The sequence below is a fragment of the Chachezhania antarctica genome (assembly GCF_003646465.1).
Taxonomy (GTDB): domain Bacteria; phylum Pseudomonadota; class Alphaproteobacteria; order Rhodobacterales; family Rhodobacteraceae; genus Chachezhania; species Chachezhania antarctica.
In genome coordinates this window covers 1-17,999 of record NZ_QZEX01000016.1, presented here as the reverse complement: position 1 = coordinate 17,999, position 17,999 = coordinate 1, and the positions used below count along the sequence as shown (strand labels likewise).

Annotated in this window: 19 protein-coding genes; 2 read left to right on the top strand and 17 right to left on the bottom strand. The window is 66.3% G+C overall.

All coding sequences use genetic code 11. From position 1 onward, the window contains the following. Nucleotides 1–11 precede the first annotated feature (11 nt). From D4754_RS21365 to fabA, 17 genes are all read right to left on the bottom strand, one after another. Complete coding sequence (locus D4754_RS21365) at nucleotides 12–1,463, bottom strand: amidase (protein WP_121067906.1); 1,452 nt, start codon at nucleotides 1,461–1,463, stop codon at nucleotides 12–14. Continuing rightward, nucleotides 1,460–1,768 carry an ArsR/SmtB family transcription factor gene (locus D4754_RS21360; RefSeq protein WP_121067904.1) on the bottom strand — a complete coding sequence of 103 codons (309 nt, stop codon included), beginning with the start codon at nucleotides 1,766–1,768 and terminating at the stop codon, nucleotides 1,460–1,462. Before D4754_RS21360 ends, D4754_RS21365 begins: the two co-directional genes overlap by 4 nt. A gap of 101 nt (nucleotides 1,769–1,869) precedes the next feature. Then, nucleotides 1,870–3,102 (bottom strand): mandelate racemase/muconate lactonizing enzyme family protein, encoded by a 1,233-nt coding sequence (locus D4754_RS21355; RefSeq protein WP_121067902.1) that lies wholly within the window; start codon nucleotides 3,100–3,102, stop codon nucleotides 1,870–1,872. Between the two features lie 172 nt (nucleotides 3,103–3,274). Next, on the bottom strand, nucleotides 3,275–4,360 hold the full coding sequence (locus D4754_RS21350) for a Zn-dependent alcohol dehydrogenase (protein ID WP_121067901.1): 1,086 nt from the start codon (nucleotides 4,358–4,360) through the stop codon (nucleotides 3,275–3,277). Nucleotides 4,361–4,437: 77 nt separating this feature from the next. Beyond that, nucleotides 4,438–5,646 (bottom strand): TCR/Tet family MFS transporter, encoded by a 1,209-nt coding sequence (locus D4754_RS21345; protein WP_121067899.1) that lies wholly within the window; start codon nucleotides 5,644–5,646, stop codon nucleotides 4,438–4,440. Nucleotides 5,647–5,661: 15 nt separating this feature from the next. Continuing rightward, complete coding sequence (locus D4754_RS21340; protein ID WP_121067897.1) at nucleotides 5,662–6,993, bottom strand: class-II fumarase/aspartase family protein; 1,332 nt, start codon at nucleotides 6,991–6,993, stop codon at nucleotides 5,662–5,664. Continuing rightward, nucleotides 6,990–7,706 (bottom strand): alpha/beta fold hydrolase, encoded by a 717-nt coding sequence (locus tag D4754_RS21335; protein ID WP_121067896.1) that lies wholly within the window; start codon nucleotides 7,704–7,706, stop codon nucleotides 6,990–6,992. The genes D4754_RS21340 and D4754_RS21335 overlap by 4 nt, the downstream gene beginning before the upstream one ends. 32 nt (nucleotides 7,707–7,738) lie before the next feature. Beyond that, nucleotides 7,739–8,305, bottom strand: coding sequence for a protocatechuate 3,4-dioxygenase subunit alpha (gene pcaG / locus D4754_RS21330; RefSeq protein WP_121067895.1), 567 nt, complete (start codon nucleotides 8,303–8,305; stop codon nucleotides 7,739–7,741). Nucleotide 8,306: 1 nt separating this feature from the next. Next, nucleotides 8,307–9,017 carry a protocatechuate 3,4-dioxygenase subunit beta gene (gene pcaH / locus D4754_RS21325; RefSeq protein ID WP_121067894.1) on the bottom strand — a complete coding sequence of 237 codons (711 nt, stop codon included), beginning with the start codon at nucleotides 9,015–9,017 and terminating at the stop codon, nucleotides 8,307–8,309. Further along, complete coding sequence (pcaC, locus tag D4754_RS21320; protein ID WP_121067892.1) at nucleotides 9,014–9,394, bottom strand: 4-carboxymuconolactone decarboxylase; 381 nt, start codon at nucleotides 9,392–9,394, stop codon at nucleotides 9,014–9,016. Before pcaC ends, pcaH begins: the two co-directional genes overlap by 4 nt. Continuing rightward, nucleotides 9,387–10,175 carry a 3-oxoadipate enol-lactonase gene (gene pcaD / locus D4754_RS21315; protein ID WP_121067890.1) on the bottom strand — a complete coding sequence of 263 codons (789 nt, stop codon included), beginning with the start codon at nucleotides 10,173–10,175 and terminating at the stop codon, nucleotides 9,387–9,389. The genes pcaC and pcaD overlap by 8 nt, the downstream gene beginning before the upstream one ends. A 112-nt stretch (nucleotides 10,176–10,287) precedes the next feature. Continuing rightward, a complete protein-coding gene (locus D4754_RS21310) occupies nucleotides 10,288–11,265 on the bottom strand; it encodes a threonine ammonia-lyase (protein WP_121067888.1) in 978 nt (325 codons plus the stop codon). Then, the gene (locus D4754_RS21305) at nucleotides 11,262–12,092 is read right to left on the bottom strand and encodes an alpha/beta fold hydrolase (RefSeq protein ID WP_121067886.1); all 831 of its coding nucleotides are present in this window, start codon (nucleotides 12,090–12,092) and stop codon (nucleotides 11,262–11,264) included. The genes D4754_RS21310 and D4754_RS21305 overlap by 4 nt, the downstream gene beginning before the upstream one ends. Before the next feature lie 15 nt (nucleotides 12,093–12,107). After that, the gene (locus D4754_RS21300) at nucleotides 12,108–12,794 is read right to left on the bottom strand and encodes a haloacid dehalogenase type II (RefSeq protein ID WP_121067884.1); all 687 of its coding nucleotides are present in this window, start codon (nucleotides 12,792–12,794) and stop codon (nucleotides 12,108–12,110) included. Nucleotides 12,795–13,135: 341 nt separating this feature from the next. Next, nucleotides 13,136–13,927 carry an enoyl-ACP reductase FabI gene (locus D4754_RS21295; RefSeq protein WP_121067882.1) on the bottom strand — a complete coding sequence of 264 codons (792 nt, stop codon included), beginning with the start codon at nucleotides 13,925–13,927 and terminating at the stop codon, nucleotides 13,136–13,138. A gap of 7 nt (nucleotides 13,928–13,934) precedes the next feature. Then, complete coding sequence (gene fabB, locus D4754_RS21290) at nucleotides 13,935–15,164, bottom strand: beta-ketoacyl-ACP synthase I (RefSeq protein WP_121067879.1); 1,230 nt, start codon at nucleotides 15,162–15,164, stop codon at nucleotides 13,935–13,937. A gap of 86 nt (nucleotides 15,165–15,250) precedes the next feature. After that, a complete protein-coding gene (gene fabA / locus D4754_RS21285) occupies nucleotides 15,251–15,766 on the bottom strand; it encodes a bifunctional 3-hydroxydecanoyl-ACP dehydratase/trans-2-decenoyl-ACP isomerase (protein ID WP_121067877.1) in 516 nt (171 codons plus the stop codon). Between the two features lie 578 nt (nucleotides 15,767–16,344). Here fabA and irrA point away from each other — a divergent pair. Beyond that, nucleotides 16,345–16,764, top strand: coding sequence for an iron response transcriptional regulator IrrA (gene irrA, locus D4754_RS21280; RefSeq protein WP_205589688.1), 420 nt, complete (start codon nucleotides 16,345–16,347; stop codon nucleotides 16,762–16,764). Nucleotides 16,765–16,790: 26 nt separating this feature from the next. Continuing rightward, nucleotides 16,791–17,597 (top strand): phytanoyl-CoA dioxygenase family protein, encoded by an 807-nt coding sequence (locus D4754_RS21275; protein ID WP_121067873.1) that lies wholly within the window; start codon nucleotides 16,791–16,793, stop codon nucleotides 17,595–17,597. Nucleotides 17,598–17,999: the final 402 nt, after the last annotated feature.

Genomic DNA, 17,999 nt, shown 5'->3' with positions numbered 1-17,999 from the left:
GGTAGCCGGGATCAGCGGGTGATCGGGTCTATCGGACCCACGGGCAGGGCGAGCGCCTCTTCGATGAACAGCGCGGTCTGCAACAGCTGCGCCTCGCCCCGCGGCGGGCCGATGAGCTGCAGGCCGACGGGCAAGCCGTCTTCGGTGAAGCCTGCGGGCATCGAGAGCGCCGGGAGAAGGGCCGTCGTCGCAAGGAAGGAAAACCGCAGCCAGGTCTCGTAGGTGCCTATGGGTTCTCCATCGACGATCTGCGGGTATTCTTCTTCTACCGCGCGGGGCGCGATGCCCACGACGGGGATCGCCAGTACATCGTAGGTGTCGAAGAAGGCCAGCATGATCCGGTAGATTTCGGACCGGCCGCGGATTCCGGCGTAGATCCGGGTGGCGTCGATCTCCATCGCGTAGGCGACATTGTCGCGGACCCGGTCGCCGAAGGTCTCGCGGATCGCGTCGGGTTCCAGCCCCAGCGTCGTGCCGTAATGGACGGCGCGCAGGGCAAGGTAGCTGTCGTTGAGCCCGGGCAGGTCGGGGCAGTAATCTTCGACCGTCGCGCCGGCCTTTTCGGTGGCGGTCATGGCGGCGCGCAGGGTTGTGCGGATATTGCCTTCGACGGCGGCAAAACCGTTTTGATCTTCCGAGAAGGCGATGCGTGGCGCGCGCTCGGGCGCCTGGGCCACGGCTGTCTGGAAGGGGACCGCAGGCGCATCCAGCGAGATCGGCGCGCGCGGGTCCCAGCCCGTCATCGCGTCGAGGAACAGCGCCATGTCGCGGACGTCGCGCGCCATGGGGCCCTGCATGCCTTCGGCCTGGTGCAGCGCGTTCTTCGATCCGCCGCTGCAGCGCCCCGGCGCGGCGCGCAAGCCAAGGACGGAACAATGCGCCGCCGGGGTCCGGAGAGAGCCCATCAGGTCGGATCCGTGGGCCAGCCATACCTCGCCCGCCGCGAGCGATGCCGCGGCGCCGCCCGACGAACCGCCCGCATTCATCCGCGTGTCCCAGGGGTTACGCGTGGCGCCCAGCACCCGGTTGGTGGAATTGCCGCCGGCACCGAATTCCGGCGTGTTGGTCTTGCCCACGACCAGCCCTCCGCGATCTTCCAGGCGTTCGACCATCAGGTCCGACGCCTCGGGCACCCAGTCGGCGTAGTACGGGTTGCCCATCGTGGTGCGCACGCCCTTGACCGGCGTCAGGTCCTTGATCGCCAGCGGCAGGCCGGCCAGCCAGGCGGGGTGTCCGCTATTGGCTTCGGCCCGGGCCGGCAGGTTCGCCATGTCGGCGCGCGCCCGATCATAGCAGGCGGTGGGCATCGCATTGATCACCGGCTCGACTGATGCGCGCCGCGCCTCGCTGGCGTCGAGCATTTCGGTGGGGGAAACGTCTCCCCTGCGCAGAAGCTCCACCGCCTCGCGGGCGGAAAGGGCGCAGAGGTCGGGGCCTGTGAAGGTCGTGCTGGGGCGTGTCATTCGGGTCTGCAAAATAGGGAATAAAGAAGCCCGATCACTTGTTCCGTGTTCCGGTCGGCAAGGGAATAGTAGATCGTCTTGCCGTCGCGCCGCGTGTCCACCAGGCCTTCGTCGCGCAGCCGGGCCAGCATCTGGCTGACGGCAGCCTGGCGCGTGCCCAGAAGCTCCTCCAGTTCGCCGACCGACCGTTCGCCCGTGCCCAGATGGCACAGTATCATCAGGCGACCTTCATGGGCCAGTGTCTTCAGGTAGGATGCGGCATCGGCGGCCCGCACGGCCATGGCTGACGGCTGTGCGGGAGACATGGGGTGGTCGGGCGGTCGGCTCACGGTTCGAAAATCTCGGGTAAGTAGGGCTGACATACTATGCGTCAAGGTTGCTGTGCCTGTCACCCCCTCGGCGTGGGTCAGGATTCGCCCGCCGGGGCGCCGCCCTGAAAGGTGTTCCCATTGGCGTAATCGCAGGGCGCTTCCTGCATTTCGAGGTGCAGGCCGTTGCCCGTGTAGGGATGCGCGCGGGCCAGATCCTCGTCGACATCGATGCCAAGGCCCGGCGCGGTGGGAGCGGGGATGAAGCCGTTCTCGACGGTGATCGAGCCCCGGATCAGATCGTTGTGGAATGGGGTCTCGATGGTCTCGGCCATCAGTAGATTCGGGATCGACACGGCCAGCTGGATGTTTGCGGCCCATTCCACCGGCCCGGCATAAAGATGCGGTGCCATCTGGGCCGTGAAGGCCTGGGCCAGAACGGCGATCTTGCGCGCCTCCCAGATGCCACCCGCGCGGCCCAGGGCGGGTTGCAGGATCTCGGCCGCGCCACTGCGCAGGACGGCGGCGAATTCGGCCATGGTCGTCAGCCGCTCGCCGGTCGCTATGGGAATGCGCACCGCGCGGGCGACGCGGGCCATGTCTTCGGGGCTGTCGGGCGGAATCGGCTCTTCGAACCACAGCGGGGAATAGGGCTCCAGCGCCTGCCCAAGCCGGATGGCGCCGGCCACGTTGAACTGGCCGTGGGTCCCGAAGAGCAGGTCGGCCCGGTCGCCCACCGCCTCGCGGATCGCCTTGCAGAACGCGACCGAGGCCGAGATGTCCGACATCGCCGGCATGTGTCCGCCTCGCATGGTGTAGGGGCCGGCCGGGTCGAACTTGACGGCGGTGTAGCCACGGGCCACGAGATCGGCCGCGCTTTCGCCGGCCTGTTCGGGAGAGGTCCAGAACTCGGTCAGATCGTGCTGCGGCAGGGGGTAGAGATAGCTGTAGGCGCGCACGCGATCGTTCATCACCCCGCCCAGCAGCGCATGGACCGGGCAGTCGCGATCCTTGCCCAGGATGTCCCAGCAGGCGATCTCCAGCCCCGAGAAGGCGCCGATCACGGTCGGATCCGGCCGCTGGGTGAAGCCCGAGGAATAGGCCCGGCGGAACATGCGTTCGATGTTTTCCGGGCGTTCGCCCTCCATGTGGCGGGAAAAGACATCACGGATGACATGGGCCATCGCGTCAGGCCCGACGCCGGCGGCATAGCATTCGCCCCAGCCCGTGATCCCTGTATCGGTGGTGACCTTCACCAGGATCCAGTAGCGCCCGCCCCAGCCGGGCGCCGGCGGCGCGGTGACGATGATGTCGAGATCCTGAAGCTTCATGACGCGGTCTCCGCTGGGACTTTGTTCAACTCGTAGCGGATTGCGATCGATGCACCAAGGCGTGGCTTGGCGTAGGTGACCCTGGGTCACCGGTCGGGCGCCGCGGGCGGGCGGACTGTGGACACTGTCGGCGCAGGGCGGCCCGAAAGCCGCTCCCGGTCTGTGGATGTCGTCAGTCGAAGACGATCACGTTCCGGCGGGCCGCGCCAGAGTTGGTGTCGGCGATGGCCTCGTTGATCTCTTCCAGCTTCCAGCGCTTCGAGATCAGCTCGTCCAGTTTCAGCCGGCCCTGCTTGTAGAGGTCGACCATCCACGGGATATCCCGCTGGATCACGACATCGCCCATGAACGATCCGATCATGCCCTGCGCGGTGGCGGCCAGCACGACGGGTTCGTATTCCGCCTTGGCGCCGCCATGGGGCATGCCCACCATGTAGACCTTGCCGCCGCGATCCAGGTAGCGATGCGCGGTCTGGTAGGCCGGGATGACGCCGACGGTGACCAGCACCGCGTCCGCGCCCTTGCCCATTGCCTGCATCGCCGCGCGCCACGGTTTTTCGTCGCTTGCCAGCACGCCGTCCGTGGCGCCGAATTCCTTGGCGACCTCCAGCTTCTCGGGCAGCATGTCGACGGCTACGATCCGGCGTGCGCCGGCAATCCGCGCACCCTGGATCGCGTTCAGGCCGACGCCGCCGGCACCGATCACAACGACATCCTGACCGGGGCGGATATTGGCCGACACGACGGCCGCGCCCACGCCGGTGATCACGCCGCACGAGATCAGGCTGGCGCTGTCCTTCGGCACATCGTCGGGGATCTTCACGACCTGCCGCTCGACGGCCACGACCTTCTGCGCAAAGGCACCGCAGGACAGGCCCTGCAGCATCGGGCCGCCATCGGTGTCGTAGACCGGCCCTCCCGCGCCCGTTACCTTGTTGGCGCACAGCGCCGGGCGACCCGCCGAACAGGTCGGGCATTCGCCGCAGGTGGCCAGCAGGGTCACGCAGACGCTGTCGCCCGGCTTGACCGTCCGCACGCCTTCGCCCACGGCCGTCACGCGGCCCGCGCCTTCATGGCCGAACACGGCCGGCAAAGGCCCGCCCCACGCGCCTTCGGCCAGCGAGATGTCGGAATGGCAGATCGCCACGGCATCGATGTCGACGGCCACCTGGCCGGGGCCGGGTTCGTCGATCTGGATCTCTTCGATGGTCAGCGGTTTGCCGAATTCACGGCACACGGCCGCCTTGATGGTTTGCATGTCTAAGCCTCCCGCGGTGGTTTTCCGAAGCGTTACCTGATGAACGTCAGGCTTCAAAGGGTCTAATGGTCGCTGGCCTATTTTTCTTGCGCCGATAGGGGCGTTGCTTTCCGGAATATTGCCAGCGCGGCGACCACGAGCACCAGCGAGACCAGGAACGGAGCCCCCGGCAGGTAGATGGGCGTGTCTGGTGCGGTGAAGGCGGCGAACACGCTTGTCATCGCAAGCGGTGACACGATGGTGGCAAGCGCCGTGGCACTGGCCATCAGGCCTTGCAGCTCGCCCTGCGCGTCGTCCGGTGTCGCGCGTGACATGATCCCTTGCAACGCGGGCATCGCCACACCGCCGAGCGCTGTGAGGGGCGTCAGCACCAAGGCGGCCGCGCCATTGGTGACGAAGGCGAGAATCGCGAAGACCACCATGTCGAAGGCCAGCCCGTAAAGCACGGCGCGCCAGTCGCCGACGGCCCGCAGGATCGGCCGGATCAGCAGCCCCTGCACCAGCGCCGCCGCCAGCCCGTAAAGCGTCAGCGACAGCCCGATCATGCCGGGGCCCCAGCCGAAACGCTCTTCCGCGAAGAAGGCCCAGACGGCGGGGTAGACATGGAAGGCGACCGAGAACAGGAAGAAGCCCAGCATCAGCACCCGGATTTCGGGCAGGCCGACAAGATACCGGAACGCGCCCAGCGGGTTGGCCCTGCGCCAGGTGAAGGCGCGGCGGATGCGGTCGGTCACGGTTTCGCGCATGACCACTGCGCCGAAGATGGTATTCATCGCCGCCAGTGCCGCCGCCGCATAGAACGGCGCGCGGGTGCCGTAGGCGCCTAGCAATCCGCCCACGATAGGGCCCAGTACGAAGCCCACCCCGAAGGCCGCGCCGATCAGGCCGAAATTGGCGGCCTTCTCTTCGGGTTTCGAGATGTCGGCCATGTAGGCCCCGGCGGTGGCATAGGTCGATGCCGTGATCCCGCCGAAGATCCGCCCTGCCAGCAGCAGCCAGATCGACCCGGCGACCGCCATGACAAGGTAATCCACCGCCATCGCGGCGAGAGAGATCAGGAGCACCGGCCGCCGCCCGACCGAATCCGACAGCGCGCCGATCATGGGTCCGCACAGGAACTGCATCACCGCAAAGCCCGACGCCAGCAGCCCGCCCCAGAGGGCCGCCGTGCCAAGGCCGCCGCCCTGAACCTCCTGTATCAGTTCGGGCATCACCGGCATGATCAGTCCGATGCCCATGGCGTCGATGATCACCGTGATCAGGATGAAAAGTATCGGCAGGCGCACCGGCGGTCCTTCGTGTCAGCGGCCGGTTGCAGCGTCCACGAAGGCGCGAGCGTCCTGTGGCGCGGTACCGGTCTGGCCCAGAGGATCGAAGAGCTTATCCGTGTCAAGATCGGGCCAGTCCCGCGCGGCCAGTTGGCGAAGCGGCACGCCGGTTTCCATCGCCTCGCGGGACAGGACCTTGACCGCCGATTGCGCCTCGGGCCGGGGCAGGAAACGGGTCAGCGCGAAGCTGAGCGCCTCGGCATGGATCAGGTCGAGCGTTTCGTTCAGCATTTCGAGCATCCGTGCGGGATCGGGTTCCAGCCCACGGGCAAGGTGCAGGCCCGTCTGCGCCGACGATGCCGCGCCCAGCACGATCTGCGGCAGGCACATCCATTCGGTGAACCAGGCGCCGCCGTCCCGTTGATGCCGGTGGACTGCCGCGCTTCCACGCAGGGCGGCTTCCATGGCTGTCTGTTGATGGGACAGGGCGACCAGCACGGATGCCGCGACCGGGTTCTGCTTCTGCGGCATGGTGGAGGAACTTCCGGCGCCACCCAGGCGGACCTCCTGAAACCCCGATTGCATATGGGCGATCACGTCCTCACCCATCTTGGCCATCGCGATGGACATGCGGCTCAGCCAGTCGGCCAGCCGCAGGACCGGGGTCCGGTCGGTGTGCCAGCTGCGCCCCGGATCGGCGAGGCCCAGCGAGGCGGCCATGGAGGCCCGGACCTGCGGCGCCTGCGAACCCAGCGCGGCGGAGGTCCCGGCAGCGCCGGACAGCGAGACCAGCAGGCAGCTTTCACGCAAGGACGGCAGTTCATTCAGCAGCCCGACCAGCGGCATTCCCCAGCTTGCGACCACGGCGCCGAAGGTCGTGGGCGTGGCGTGCTGACCATAGGTGCGCGCCGCCATGGGCGTTTCGGCATGTTCGGCCGCCAGGTCGGCCAGGCGGGACAGGAGGGCCTTCAGGTCGGTTTCGATGGCGGTCAGCGCGCCGCGCATCCGCAGCATCAGCCCGGTGTCGATGATGTCCTGAGAGGTCGCGCCCCAATGGACGTATTGCGCATGCTCCGCCCGACCGACAGCCGCGCGGAAATCGGCGACCAGTGCGGGCACGACGACGCCATTCCGTCCCGTGGCGGGTGACAGCGCGTCGGCATCCAGCGTCACGCTGGCCGCGGCATCAGCGATGGCAGAGGCACTTTCCGCCGGGATGATCCCCAGTTCGCCCTGCGCGGCAGCCAGCGCGCCTTCGACGCGCAGCATCGCGGCCAGTTCGGCGCGTTCGGTGAAATGTTCATGCACTGCGCCCGTCGGGAAGAGGCCCGCGTAAAGCGCGCTGTCGAAGACGGATGCGCTCATGCTTCTTCCCCCGCGATGCGGTGCAGGATCGCGGCGAGACCCGCGGGATCTGACAGGAAGGGCGAGTGGTCGGTGTCCATTTCGTACATCCGTTCAGGTGGCCAGCTTTCGGCCATCTGGCGCTGGTAATCGGGCAGGATCGTGTGATCCCGTTTCGTCAGGATGAAGCTCTTGGGGACGGCGTCATAGCCTTCGCCCAATGCCGCCTTCTCCAGCTGCGGGACTACGGGCTGCGGGCACAGCCGGTCCAGCGCGTAGTCCTGCGCCGAGGGCCGGCAGGTGTTGTAAAACAGTGTCCGCCCGTCTTCCCGTCCGACGTAGACCGTCCGTTTGTCTTCGGACCGCCTGAGCGCGGCCGAAGACGCGGGCCGCGGGCTGCCCTGTCGCAGATCTGCCAGCGAGTGGCCGGGCAGGGGCACGTAGGTTGCCAGCAGCACGAGCCCCGTCATGCAACCCGGCGCCATCCCGGCCGCTTCGGCGGCGACAAGCCCGCCCCAGCTGTGGCCGACGACCAGCGTCTTGGGCGAACAGACGCTCACAACGGCCTGCGCGGACGAGGCCAGCGTGATGTCGTCGATCGGGGTCGTGTCCTCGCCCATGCCGGGCAGGTCGATGGCGCGGGCTGTGTGGCCCAACCGGAGAAGCTCGGGCAGCAGATCGGCCCAGCACCATGCGCCGTGACAGGCGCCATGAACGAGAAGAAAGTCAGTCATGGCACCCGTCTATCCCGCGGGGCGGGTCCGGTCTACATGTCGAAGAAGATGGTCTCGGCATCGCCCTGCAGGTGGATGTCGAACCGCCAGCTGCCCGGACCGTCGCTTTTCGCGATCAGCGTGGGCAGGCGGTTGCGGTGTTCGACGCGGGCCAGCACCGGATCGGCCGACAGGTCGTCCCCGTCGAAATAGATCCGGGTCTGCAGCCCGATATTGATCCCCCGGGACACGATCCACAGCGCGATATGCGGTGCCATGGCGCCCACGGCGCCGGGTTTGATCGTCTCCAGCGTCCAGATGCCGTTCTCCTGATCCGCGGGCAGCCGCGCCCAGCCCTGCGTGCCGGGGCCGTACTGGCCATCGGCGTTCGCCTGCCAGCTTTCCACCAGCACGTCGCGCATCGGCGTGCCGGTGCCGTCGTGGACAATGCCGCGGATCGTGATGCGTTCGCCTTCGGCGTCGTCGGGAAAGGGTTTCAGCCCAAGGTCTTCCGGGTAGATCCCGCCGATGCCCGCGAAGTTCGGCGTGGCACCGATATGGACGTAAGGCCCTGCGGTCTGCGACGGGGTTTCTTCCAGTGTGTCGAGTTTCTGGACCATCTCACATCCCCTCCTTCTTGTTTTCGAACAGGGTCTGGCGGGTGCCACGCAGGACGATATCGAACTTGTAGGCCAGGAAATCGTGCGGTTTCGAGCCGTTCATGTCCAGGGGCGCGACCAGCCGGTCGATGGCGCTTTGATCGGGGATCGTGTTCACGATCGGGCAGCGCGGGATCAGCGGATCGCCTTCGAAATACATCTGGGTGATCAGCCGCTGGCCGAACGCATGGCCGAAGACGGAAAAATGGATATGCGCCGGCCGCCAGTCGTTGGGGCCGTTGGGCCACGGATAGGCGCCGGGCTTGATGGTCAGGAACTGGTAGGTCCCGGCCTCCCCCGTGATCGCGCGCCCGCAACCGCCGAAATTGGGGTCGAGCGGGGCAAGGTAGCCATCCTTCTTGTGCCGGTAGCGTCCGCCGGCATTGGCTTGCCAGACTTCGACCAAGGCTCCCGGAACGCCGCGGCCCGACTGGTCCAGAACGCGGCCATGGACCAGAACCCGTTCGCCGATGGCCGGATCGCCCGTCAGGTTCAGGACCAGGTTGTTGTCGAGCTCTCCCAGCATCGATTGCCCGAACACCGGGCCCGTATCTTCGGTCGGCGTGGCCGGCATCGAGATCAGCGCAAGCTTGGGGCTGCGCGGTACGCTGGTCTTGTAGCCGGGCGCATAGGCCAGGGGGTGCTGCGCGCGGGCGCGGGGGATCAGGGTCATGCGGTGTCCTCCATCTCGGCGTAGGTTGCCTTGGCCAGCTTGATCGCGTGATTGGCCTTGGGCACGCCTGCGTAGATCGCGACGTGCTGGAACACTTCCATCACGTCTTCCTTCGTCGCGCCTGTGTTGGCGGTGGCGCGGATGTGCATCGGGATTTCTTCGAAATTGCCCGTCGCCGCCAGCAAGGCCAGCGTCAGCATCGACCGTTCCCGGCGCGAAATCGCGTCGGACGACCAGACCGTGCCCCATGCCCCTTCGGTGATCAGCGTCTGGAAGGGCAGGTCGAAATCCGTCTTGGCGGCTTCGGCGCGGTCGACATGGGCATCGCCCAGAACCTCGCGCCGGGTTTTCATGCCGCGTTCGAACGTGTCAGACATGGCCGGTTCCTTTGATGAAGGCAGTCAGGATTTCCGCGTAACGCTCCGGCGCTTCCACGCAAGGAAGGTGGCCGGTGCCGCGTATGATCTCGAATTTCGAACCCGGGATCAGGTCAATCGTCTCCCGCACCAGATCCGGCGGGGTGGAGCCGTCGACATCGCCCGCGATCCCCAGCGCGGGGATTCGCAGGCCGGACGTGGGCGTGTAGAAATCGGTGCCGGAAATGGCCGCCGAACAGCCGGCGTAGCCTTCAGCCGGCTGGCGGACCAGCATGTTGCGCCAGGCTTCCAATTCGGGGCTGGCGCGGAAGGCGGGAGAGAACCATCGTTCCATCACCGCGTCGGCCATGGGTTCGATGCCCGATGCCTTCACCGCGGCGACGCGATCATCCCACATGTCTTTCGTGCCGATCTTGGCGCCGGTGTTCGACAGGACCACGGCGCGCACCAGATCGGGCCGTTTGACGGCGATCCCCTGCGCGATCATGCCGCCGATGGAGAGGCCCACGAACAGCGCGTCCGCCACGCCCAGATGATCCATCAGTTTTTCGACATCGGTCACTAGCTGGCCCATCTTGTAGGGACCAGGCGGCAGGGACGACAACCCGTGCCCGCGCTTGTCGTATCGGATGATCTTCAGCCCCGAAGGCAGCAGCGGCAGGACCTGGTCCCAAAGCCGCAGATCCGTTCCCAGCGAATTGGCAAAGACCACCGGCGCGCCATCCAGATCGCCATCGACACGGTAATGCAGGCGCACGTCGCCCAGATCGACGATGTTCATCCTTCCCTCCCCAATCTGATTCTCATCTTGGCCACAGGCTCGCCGGTTGGTCCGGCGCTGTCCAATTTCGCGCAGAAAATGGTTGAGCCGTCAACCTTATTGCCCGCCGGTGCTACACATCCAGTGCGCCGAGCGCGCGGGCAAAGATCGCGGGATCCACATTCCCGCCCGAGATCACGGCGATGACCGCCGGCGCGTCGCTTTCCGCCCCGTGGTAGAGCGCGGCGGCCAGCGCCACGGCACCGCCGGGTTCGGCCACCAGCTTCAGCCGCAGGAAGGCCTGCGCCATGGCCCGCAGCGCCTCCTCATCGCTCACGACGATGCCAAGGCCGCACAGGCGGTGCATGATCGGGAAGGTGATGTCACCGGGCGCCGGCGTCAGGATCGCGTCGCACAGCCCGCCCGCCATCGACGGGTTCGACTGAATCTGCCCCGTGGCCAGCGAGCGTGTGACATCGTCGAACCCCTCCGGTTCCACCGGCCGCACCTTCAGGCCGGGCGCCTTGGCGTCCAGCGCAAGCGCAATGCCCGACGTCAGCCCGCCACCACCGCAACAGACCATCACGTCGGCCTCGGTCACACCTGCCTCGGCCGCCTGCGCGGCGATCTCCAGCCCCGTCGTGCCCTGGCCGGCGATGACCTGCGGTTCGTCATAGGGTCGGATCAGGGTCAGCCCGCGTTCTTCCGCCAGACGGGCGCCGATCTCCTCGCGGCTTTCATTGGCGCGGTCGTACAGCACGACCTCGGCGCCAAGGGCCCGCGTGTTGGCGATCTTCAGCGCCGGGGCGTCTTCCGGCATGATGATCACCGCCGGGATGCCATGCCCCTTCGCCGCTGCCGCCACGCCCTGTGCGTGGTTGCCGCTGGAATAGGCGATCACGCCTCGCATGCGCGTTTCGGGCTCCAACGCCGACACCGCCGACCAACCTCCGCGGAACTTGAAGCTGCCGGTATGCTGCAGGCATTCGGGCTTTACGAAGACCGGGCGGCCCGCGATCTCGTCCAGGAAGGGCGAGGACAGAAGCGGCGTGTGGCGGGCATGGCCGCGCAACCGTTCGGCGGCGGCTTCGATCAGGGCAAGGGATGTCACGTGGCGGCCTCCAGTACGGCGCGGATCATGGAGAGCGACTCGCGCTCGTCAAGGAACGGAGGATGACCGCGATCGGGCACCTCGGCCACCATCAAATCGGGGCGACGCTCCCGCATCTTCGCCAGCGTCTCGGGCGTCAGGATGTCCGAGTTCGCGCCGCGGATCACGCCAGTGGGGATACCGCGCAAGTTGTCGAAGAACTGCCACAGGTCCGGGGCGTCCCCGGCCGCCGCCTGTTCAAGGATCGCCGTGCGCAGATGCGGGTCATAGCGCAGGGCCAGACCGTCACCCGTCTCGATGAACTGCGCCTCGGCTTGCTGGCGCCAAACCGACAGGGGAACGCCGGGAAATTCCGGCGCGTTGGCCTCCATCGCGGCCCTGGCCCATGCGTCGTGGGTGGGCTCCTCTGGCGTGGCGCCAAGGTAGCCCATGATCCGCGCGATGCCTGCGGGGCCCACCTCGGGCCCCACATCGTTCAGGATTGCGCCTGCCAGCCGTTCGGGGCGCGATGCGGCCACCGCCATGGTCACGAGCCCGCCACGAGAGGTGCCGAGGAAGGTTGCCCTGTCCAGACCGAGATGGTCCAGCAGGTCGACCACGTCTTCGCCTTCGCGGAAGATGTTGTAGGTCATGTAGTCGGGATCATGCGCCGACAGCCCACGCCCCCGCAGATCCAGCGCGATCATCCGGTACCCGTCCAGATGCGGCGCCACGAAGTCGAAATCCCGCACATTGCGGGTCAGCCCCGGCAGGCACAGGATCGGCGCGCCCTCCCCCCGGGTTTCGTAGTAGAGCCTCAGCCCGTCGGAAGTCGTGAACTCGGCCATCGGTAATCCTTGTCTTCAGCCCTTGGCGATGTCCGGGATCGCCCGCAAATCGTCCAGGATCCGGGTCGGTTTCCATGGAAGCCGGTCCACCGGTTCGCCTGCACGGTTCACCCAGACGGTCGAAAACCCGTACCCGGAGGCCGCCGCGGCATCCCATCCGTTCGAGGACACGAACAGCACTTCGTCCGTAGCGCATCCGAACCGCGCGCCGACGAGATCGTACACCTTCGAGTCGGGCTTGAAGATTCCGACGGTTTCGACGGACAGCACATCGTCGAGCAAAGGCCCGATCCCGGCGGACTCGACAGCACCGGCCAGCATCTCGGGCGAGCCGTTGGACAGGATCGCGGTCTGAAACCCGGCCGTCTTCAGCGCGGCTAGCATGTCGGGCACTTCCGGGAAGGCGGACAGCTCCCAATACAGATCCAGCAGCCGCTGACGCAGGGCAGGCTGATCGCCCAGCCCCTGCGCCTCCAGCGCCCAATCGAGCCCATTCTGCGTGACCTCCCAGAAATCGGTATGCGCGCCGGTGACCGCGCGCAGCCAGGAGTACTGAAGCTGCTTCAGACGCCAATGGGTCGCCACGGCCGCCCACTTCTTCTTCAGCGTCGGGAAATCAGGTTCGTCCGCGGCTTGCCGCGCGGCGGCAGCAACATCGAACAGCGTGCCGTAGGCGTCGAAAACGCAAGTGGTGATCGCCATGCCGGGTCTCCCCTGTTGGACCGGAACCGCACGGCTCCTCCCTGTCAAGGACAGTGCCCAAGCGCGCCGCCGGGCACAAGGCCGCCCATGTGCGCGAGGGGGCTCTGCCCCCGCCCGAGCCTGCGGCTCGGACTCCCCCGGAGTATTTTGGGAAGAGAAGAATGCAGGGGCGCTCGCCCTGACGTCTTTGGCCCCCAAATACCTCCGCCGGAGGCAGACCGACGGTGCATTGTTCCGACGACAAGGAATGGTGGTGGCAGCATCGGCAGTTCGCCAATGCCGGCGCGCGTCAGCGCGTCGCAATGCCCGCAGGGCAGGCGACGTTCACCCCGCGCCGAAGACTACAGGTGTTCGGCCTGCGGCATGCCCAGCACGTGGAACCCGCCGTCAACGCGGATGATCTCGCCCGTGGTCGAGGCGCCGGCGTCGGACACGAGATAGACGGCGGTCCCGCCCACGGCTTCCAGCGTCGCGTTGCTGCGCAGAGGGGCGTTCTGGTCGGTGTGCTTGTAGGTCTTGCGCGCGCCGCCGATGGCGGCACCCGCCAGCGTCCGCATCGGGCCGGGAGAGATCGCGTTCACGCGGATCCCGTCCGGGCCCAGATCGTTGGCAAGGTAGCGCGTGGCGGATTCCAGCGCGGCCTTGGCCACGCCCATTACGTTGTAATTCGGAACCACGCGGTTCGAACCCTGGTAGGTCAGCGTTACAAGCGAACCGCCATTGTCCTTCATCAGAGGGTAGGCGCGCCGGGCCACGTCGATGAACGAGTAGGCACTGATTTCCAGCGAATGCTTGAAGTTGGTCCTGCTGGTATTCAGGAAGCGGCCCGTCAGTTCCGACTTGTCGGAATAGGCGATGGCGTGGACAAGGAAATCGATCGTCTCCCACTTCTCGGCCAGTGCCGCGAAGGCGCGGTCGAGCGACGCGTCATCCGTGACGTCGACATCCACCAGCAGGTCCGATCCGACCGACGCGGCCAGCGGCTCCACCCGCTTGCCGAAAGCGTCGCCCTGGAAGGTGAAGGCCAGCTCCGCCCCTTCCTGGTGGAGCGCCCGCGCGATCCCCCAGGCGATCGACTTTTCATTTGCGACGCCCATGACCAGGCCGCGCTTTCCCTTCAAGCTGTCCGTCATGTCGCCGTCAGTCCCTGTAATTGGAAAGGATCATCGATCCGTTGGTGCCGCCGAAGCCGAAGCTGTTCGTCATCACGGAATCGAGTCCGGCGTCGTCCTTGCGGGTCGTCGCGATCTCGGCCGGATCGAGCGCCGGGTCCAGGTTTTCGACATTGATCGACGGCGTGATGAAATCGTTCTGCAGCATCAGGAGGCAGAAGATCGCCTCGAGCGCGCCGGCCGCGCCTTGGGCATGGCCCGTCATCGACTTGGTCGAACTGATCGGCGGGGTGGAGCCCTGGCCGAAGATCCGGCGCACCGCTTCCACTTCGCCCACGTCGCCTACGGGCGTCGATGTGCCGTGCGCGTTGATGTAGCTGACCTTGCGGTCCTCGGGCAGGGTCGACAGCGCAACGCGCATCGCCCGCTCGCCGCCTTCACCGGAAGGCGCGACCATGTCGTGGCCATCGGACGTCGCGGCATAGCCCGTGACCTCGGCATAGATCCTGGCGCCGCGCGCCTTGGCGTGTTCCAGGTCTTCCAGCACGACGATCCCGCCGCCGCCCGAGATAACGAACCCGTCGCGATCGGCGTCGAAGGCGCGGCTCGCCCGTTCGGGGGTGTCGTTGTACTTGGACGACATCGCGCCCATCGCGTCGAAGAGGCAGGACAGCGTCCAGTCCAGTTCCTCGCCGCCGCCGGCGAACATCACGTCCTGCTTGCCCATCATGATCTGTTCGGCCGCGTTGCCGATGCAATGCAGCGAGGTCGAGCAGGCCGAGGTGATGGAATAGTTCAGGCCCTTGATCTTGTAAGCCGTCGCAAGGTTGGCCGAGATCGTGGAGGACATGCATTTTGGTACCGCGAAGGGCCCGATCCGCTTGGGCGATCCCTTTTCCAGCACCGTCTGGTGCGCCTGCAACATGGCCGAGGTCGACGGCCCGCCGGAGCCCGCCACCAGCCCGGTGCGTGGGTTCACGACATCGCTGTCGTCCAGCCCTGCATCGGTGATGGCCTGCTGCATGGCGAGGTAGGCATAGCCCGCCCCCGGTCCCATGAAGCGCATCAGGCGTTTTTCGATATGATCGGCGAGGTCGATGTTCAGCGCACCGGCCACACGGCTGCGGAACCCGTGTTCCGTCATCTCTTCGCTGGCACGGATGCCGCTGAACCCGGAACGGAGCGACTCCAGAACTTCCCCGGCATTGTTGCCAATGGACGAGACGATGCCCAGCCCGGTTACCACGACACGGCGCATTGGCGCCTCCCTTGTCCTTCTCGAATACCTTGTCAGATCGGAACCCGTTCGGTTCCGTCAAGACGGCGAAGCGTGACCCGTGTCTATCAGGAAGATTCCGGCGCGGACAGGCCGACTTTCATGTCCTTGACCTGGCAGACCGTTTCGCCGTCGGCCAGCACGCGCCCGTCGGCCACGCCCATCTTCAGGCGGCGGTCGATCACGCGGGTGAAGTTGACCTCGTAGGTGACCAGCTTGCGGTCGGGACGGATCATGCCCGAAAGCTTCACCTCGCCCGCGCCCAGGGCAAAGCCCTGTCCCTGCCAGCCGCGCCAGCCAAGGTTGAAGCCGGTCAGCTGCCACAGGCCATCCACCATCAGGCAGCCCGGCATGACCTCGTTCCCGGGGAAATGGCAGGGGAAGAACCACAGATCGGGGGTGATATCCAGCTCGGCCACGATATGGCCCTTGCCGTTTTCGCCCGCGTCGGCGGACACTTCGGTGATGCGATCCATCATCAGCATCGGGGGTTCGGGCAATTGCGCATTGCCGGGGCCGAACAACTCGCCGCGGGCACAGGCCAGCAGGGCGTCCTTGTCGAAACTGTCGGGGAACTGACCCATATTCGGCGCGTCTCCTCTCTGCGGCAGCGGCCCGGGTCGGCGATGCCAGTCGCCGTCGGGAACGTCGCTGTCGTCCCGTCTTTTCCGGGTGTTATGCGGCGGCTGTCTGCCATAGCGCGCACCCGGTTTCTCGATTGCCCTTCCTCTAGCACCGGCTGTCGGGGGCCTGCAAGGGTGCCGGGCACCCCTGCCGCCCGTTCCGCGCCCAGTATCCCGATCAGCCGCCCGCACAGGTTGTCCGGGGGATGCAAACTTGGGCAGCGACAGTGTTGCGCCGCGTCACTGTGCAGGCAGAGGCAGGAATATCCCTTGAATATGCATTGAAACTCTGGCCCGGAGGTTTTTATAGTGTGGAGAAACCAGAGAGATTTCTCTGCAAGCCACGTCCGGTGCGCAGATGCCGGAACCGGAGCAAACAGGTCGGACATATGACCGCGAAGGATACCAGGGCGAACACGGCCACGCAGGCGCATGCTGCATCCCGCCAGGATGTGGCAACGAACGTCTACGAGGTCGACCTGAAGGACACCCCTTGCCACGAACCCGACTTCGACCGCGAACACGGTATCGACGGTGATGTGGCGAGCGTCACCGAAGAAGAACGCGCCACCGCCTGGCTTGGCAAGGTCGGGCTCAGGCCCACGCGCCAGAGGCTTGCACTGGCCCGGCTTCTGATCGGGGACGGCCATCACCGTCACGTCACCGCCGAAAGCCTTTTCGAGGCCGTGAAGACCGCCGGCGCCGCCGTTTCACTGGCGACCGTATACAATACTCTAAGGGCCTTCTGCGATGCGGGCCTGATGCAGGAAGTCACGGTCGACGGGTCCAAGAGCTATTTCGACACCAATACGCACGATCACCCGCACTTCTACTGGGAGGATCAGGCACGGCTGACGGACGCTCCGTCCGACCAGCTGGTGATCGCCCGCCTGCCCGATGCCCCCGACGGGGCCGAGATCGCCTCGGTCGACGTCGTTATCCGTCTTCGGCGCAAATAGTAGAACAGGGCAGGGCAGAACCGTCCATGCCGCATCCGCTCCTCACACAGGCCGATATCGACAATTTCCAACGCGACGGCGCGGTGATGATCCGCGGTCTGTTCGCCGAACATGTGGAAGGCTTGCGCGCGGGCATCGAACGCAACCTGCGCCATCCCGGTCCCTACGCATCCGAAAATGAACGCGCCGGCGAAACCGGACGCTTCTTCGACGACTACTGCAACTGGACCCGCATCCCCGAATTCTCAAGCGCGATCCTGAACAGCCCCGCGGCCGAAGTGGCCGCCGACCTCATGGGATCGTCCCGCGTCCAGATCTTCCACGATCATGTCCTGGTGAAGGAGCCCGGCACCTCGATGGCCACGCCATGGCATCAGGACGGCCCCTACTACTTTGTCGCCGGCCGCCAGACGATCAGCTTCTGGTGCCCGCTGGATCCTGTGGACGAGGCATCCCTCCGCTGCGTCGCGGGCTCCCATCTGTGGAACAAGGACGTGATGCCCACCCGCTGGGTGTCCGAGGACTCGTTCTTCCCCGATCCCGACCTCTACCGCCCGGTGCCGGACCCGGACGCGGAAGGCATGGATGTGCTTTCCTATCCCATGGCGCCGGGCGATGCGGTGGCCTTCCACTTCCGCACGCTCCATGGCGCGCGGGGCAATACCAGCGCCACGCGGCGCCGGGCGTTCTCTGTCCGCTTCGTGGGCGACGACGCAACCTATGTCGAACGCCCCGGTCGGACCTCACCCCCGTTCCCGGGTCACGGTCACAAACCTGGCGACCGTCTGCGCGAAGACTGGTTCCCGACGATCTTCGAACGCACCGATTCCTGACCTGACGGGCCCGGGAGGGTATTCGACCGGGACTCGGAGCCTTCTAGCAGGGAATCTGCGCCCGTGGCTGTCCTTTCAGGGGAATCGATACGATTGAAGCCCGTGCGATTCCCTTTGCGCGCCCGCTTTTTTGCCCTTGGGACCTGCAAAACGCCGGAGGCCATGTGGATAACATCGCGGAAAAAGGCCATTTTCCGGCCAAAAGGGGCCATCCGGGGCGGTTGCCCAAAGGTAAGGTCGAAAAAATCGTCGATTCCGAAAAAAAGCACTTGCGAGTACTGACCCCAATCCGTAGATAGCCCCTCACCGGCGGCGCTGAGGCGCACGACGGGGCGGCCAGAGCGGAACGGACGGGAGTTCGGGAGGTTCTGGCGAGAGAATTTTGAGGCATTTCGGGCGGGG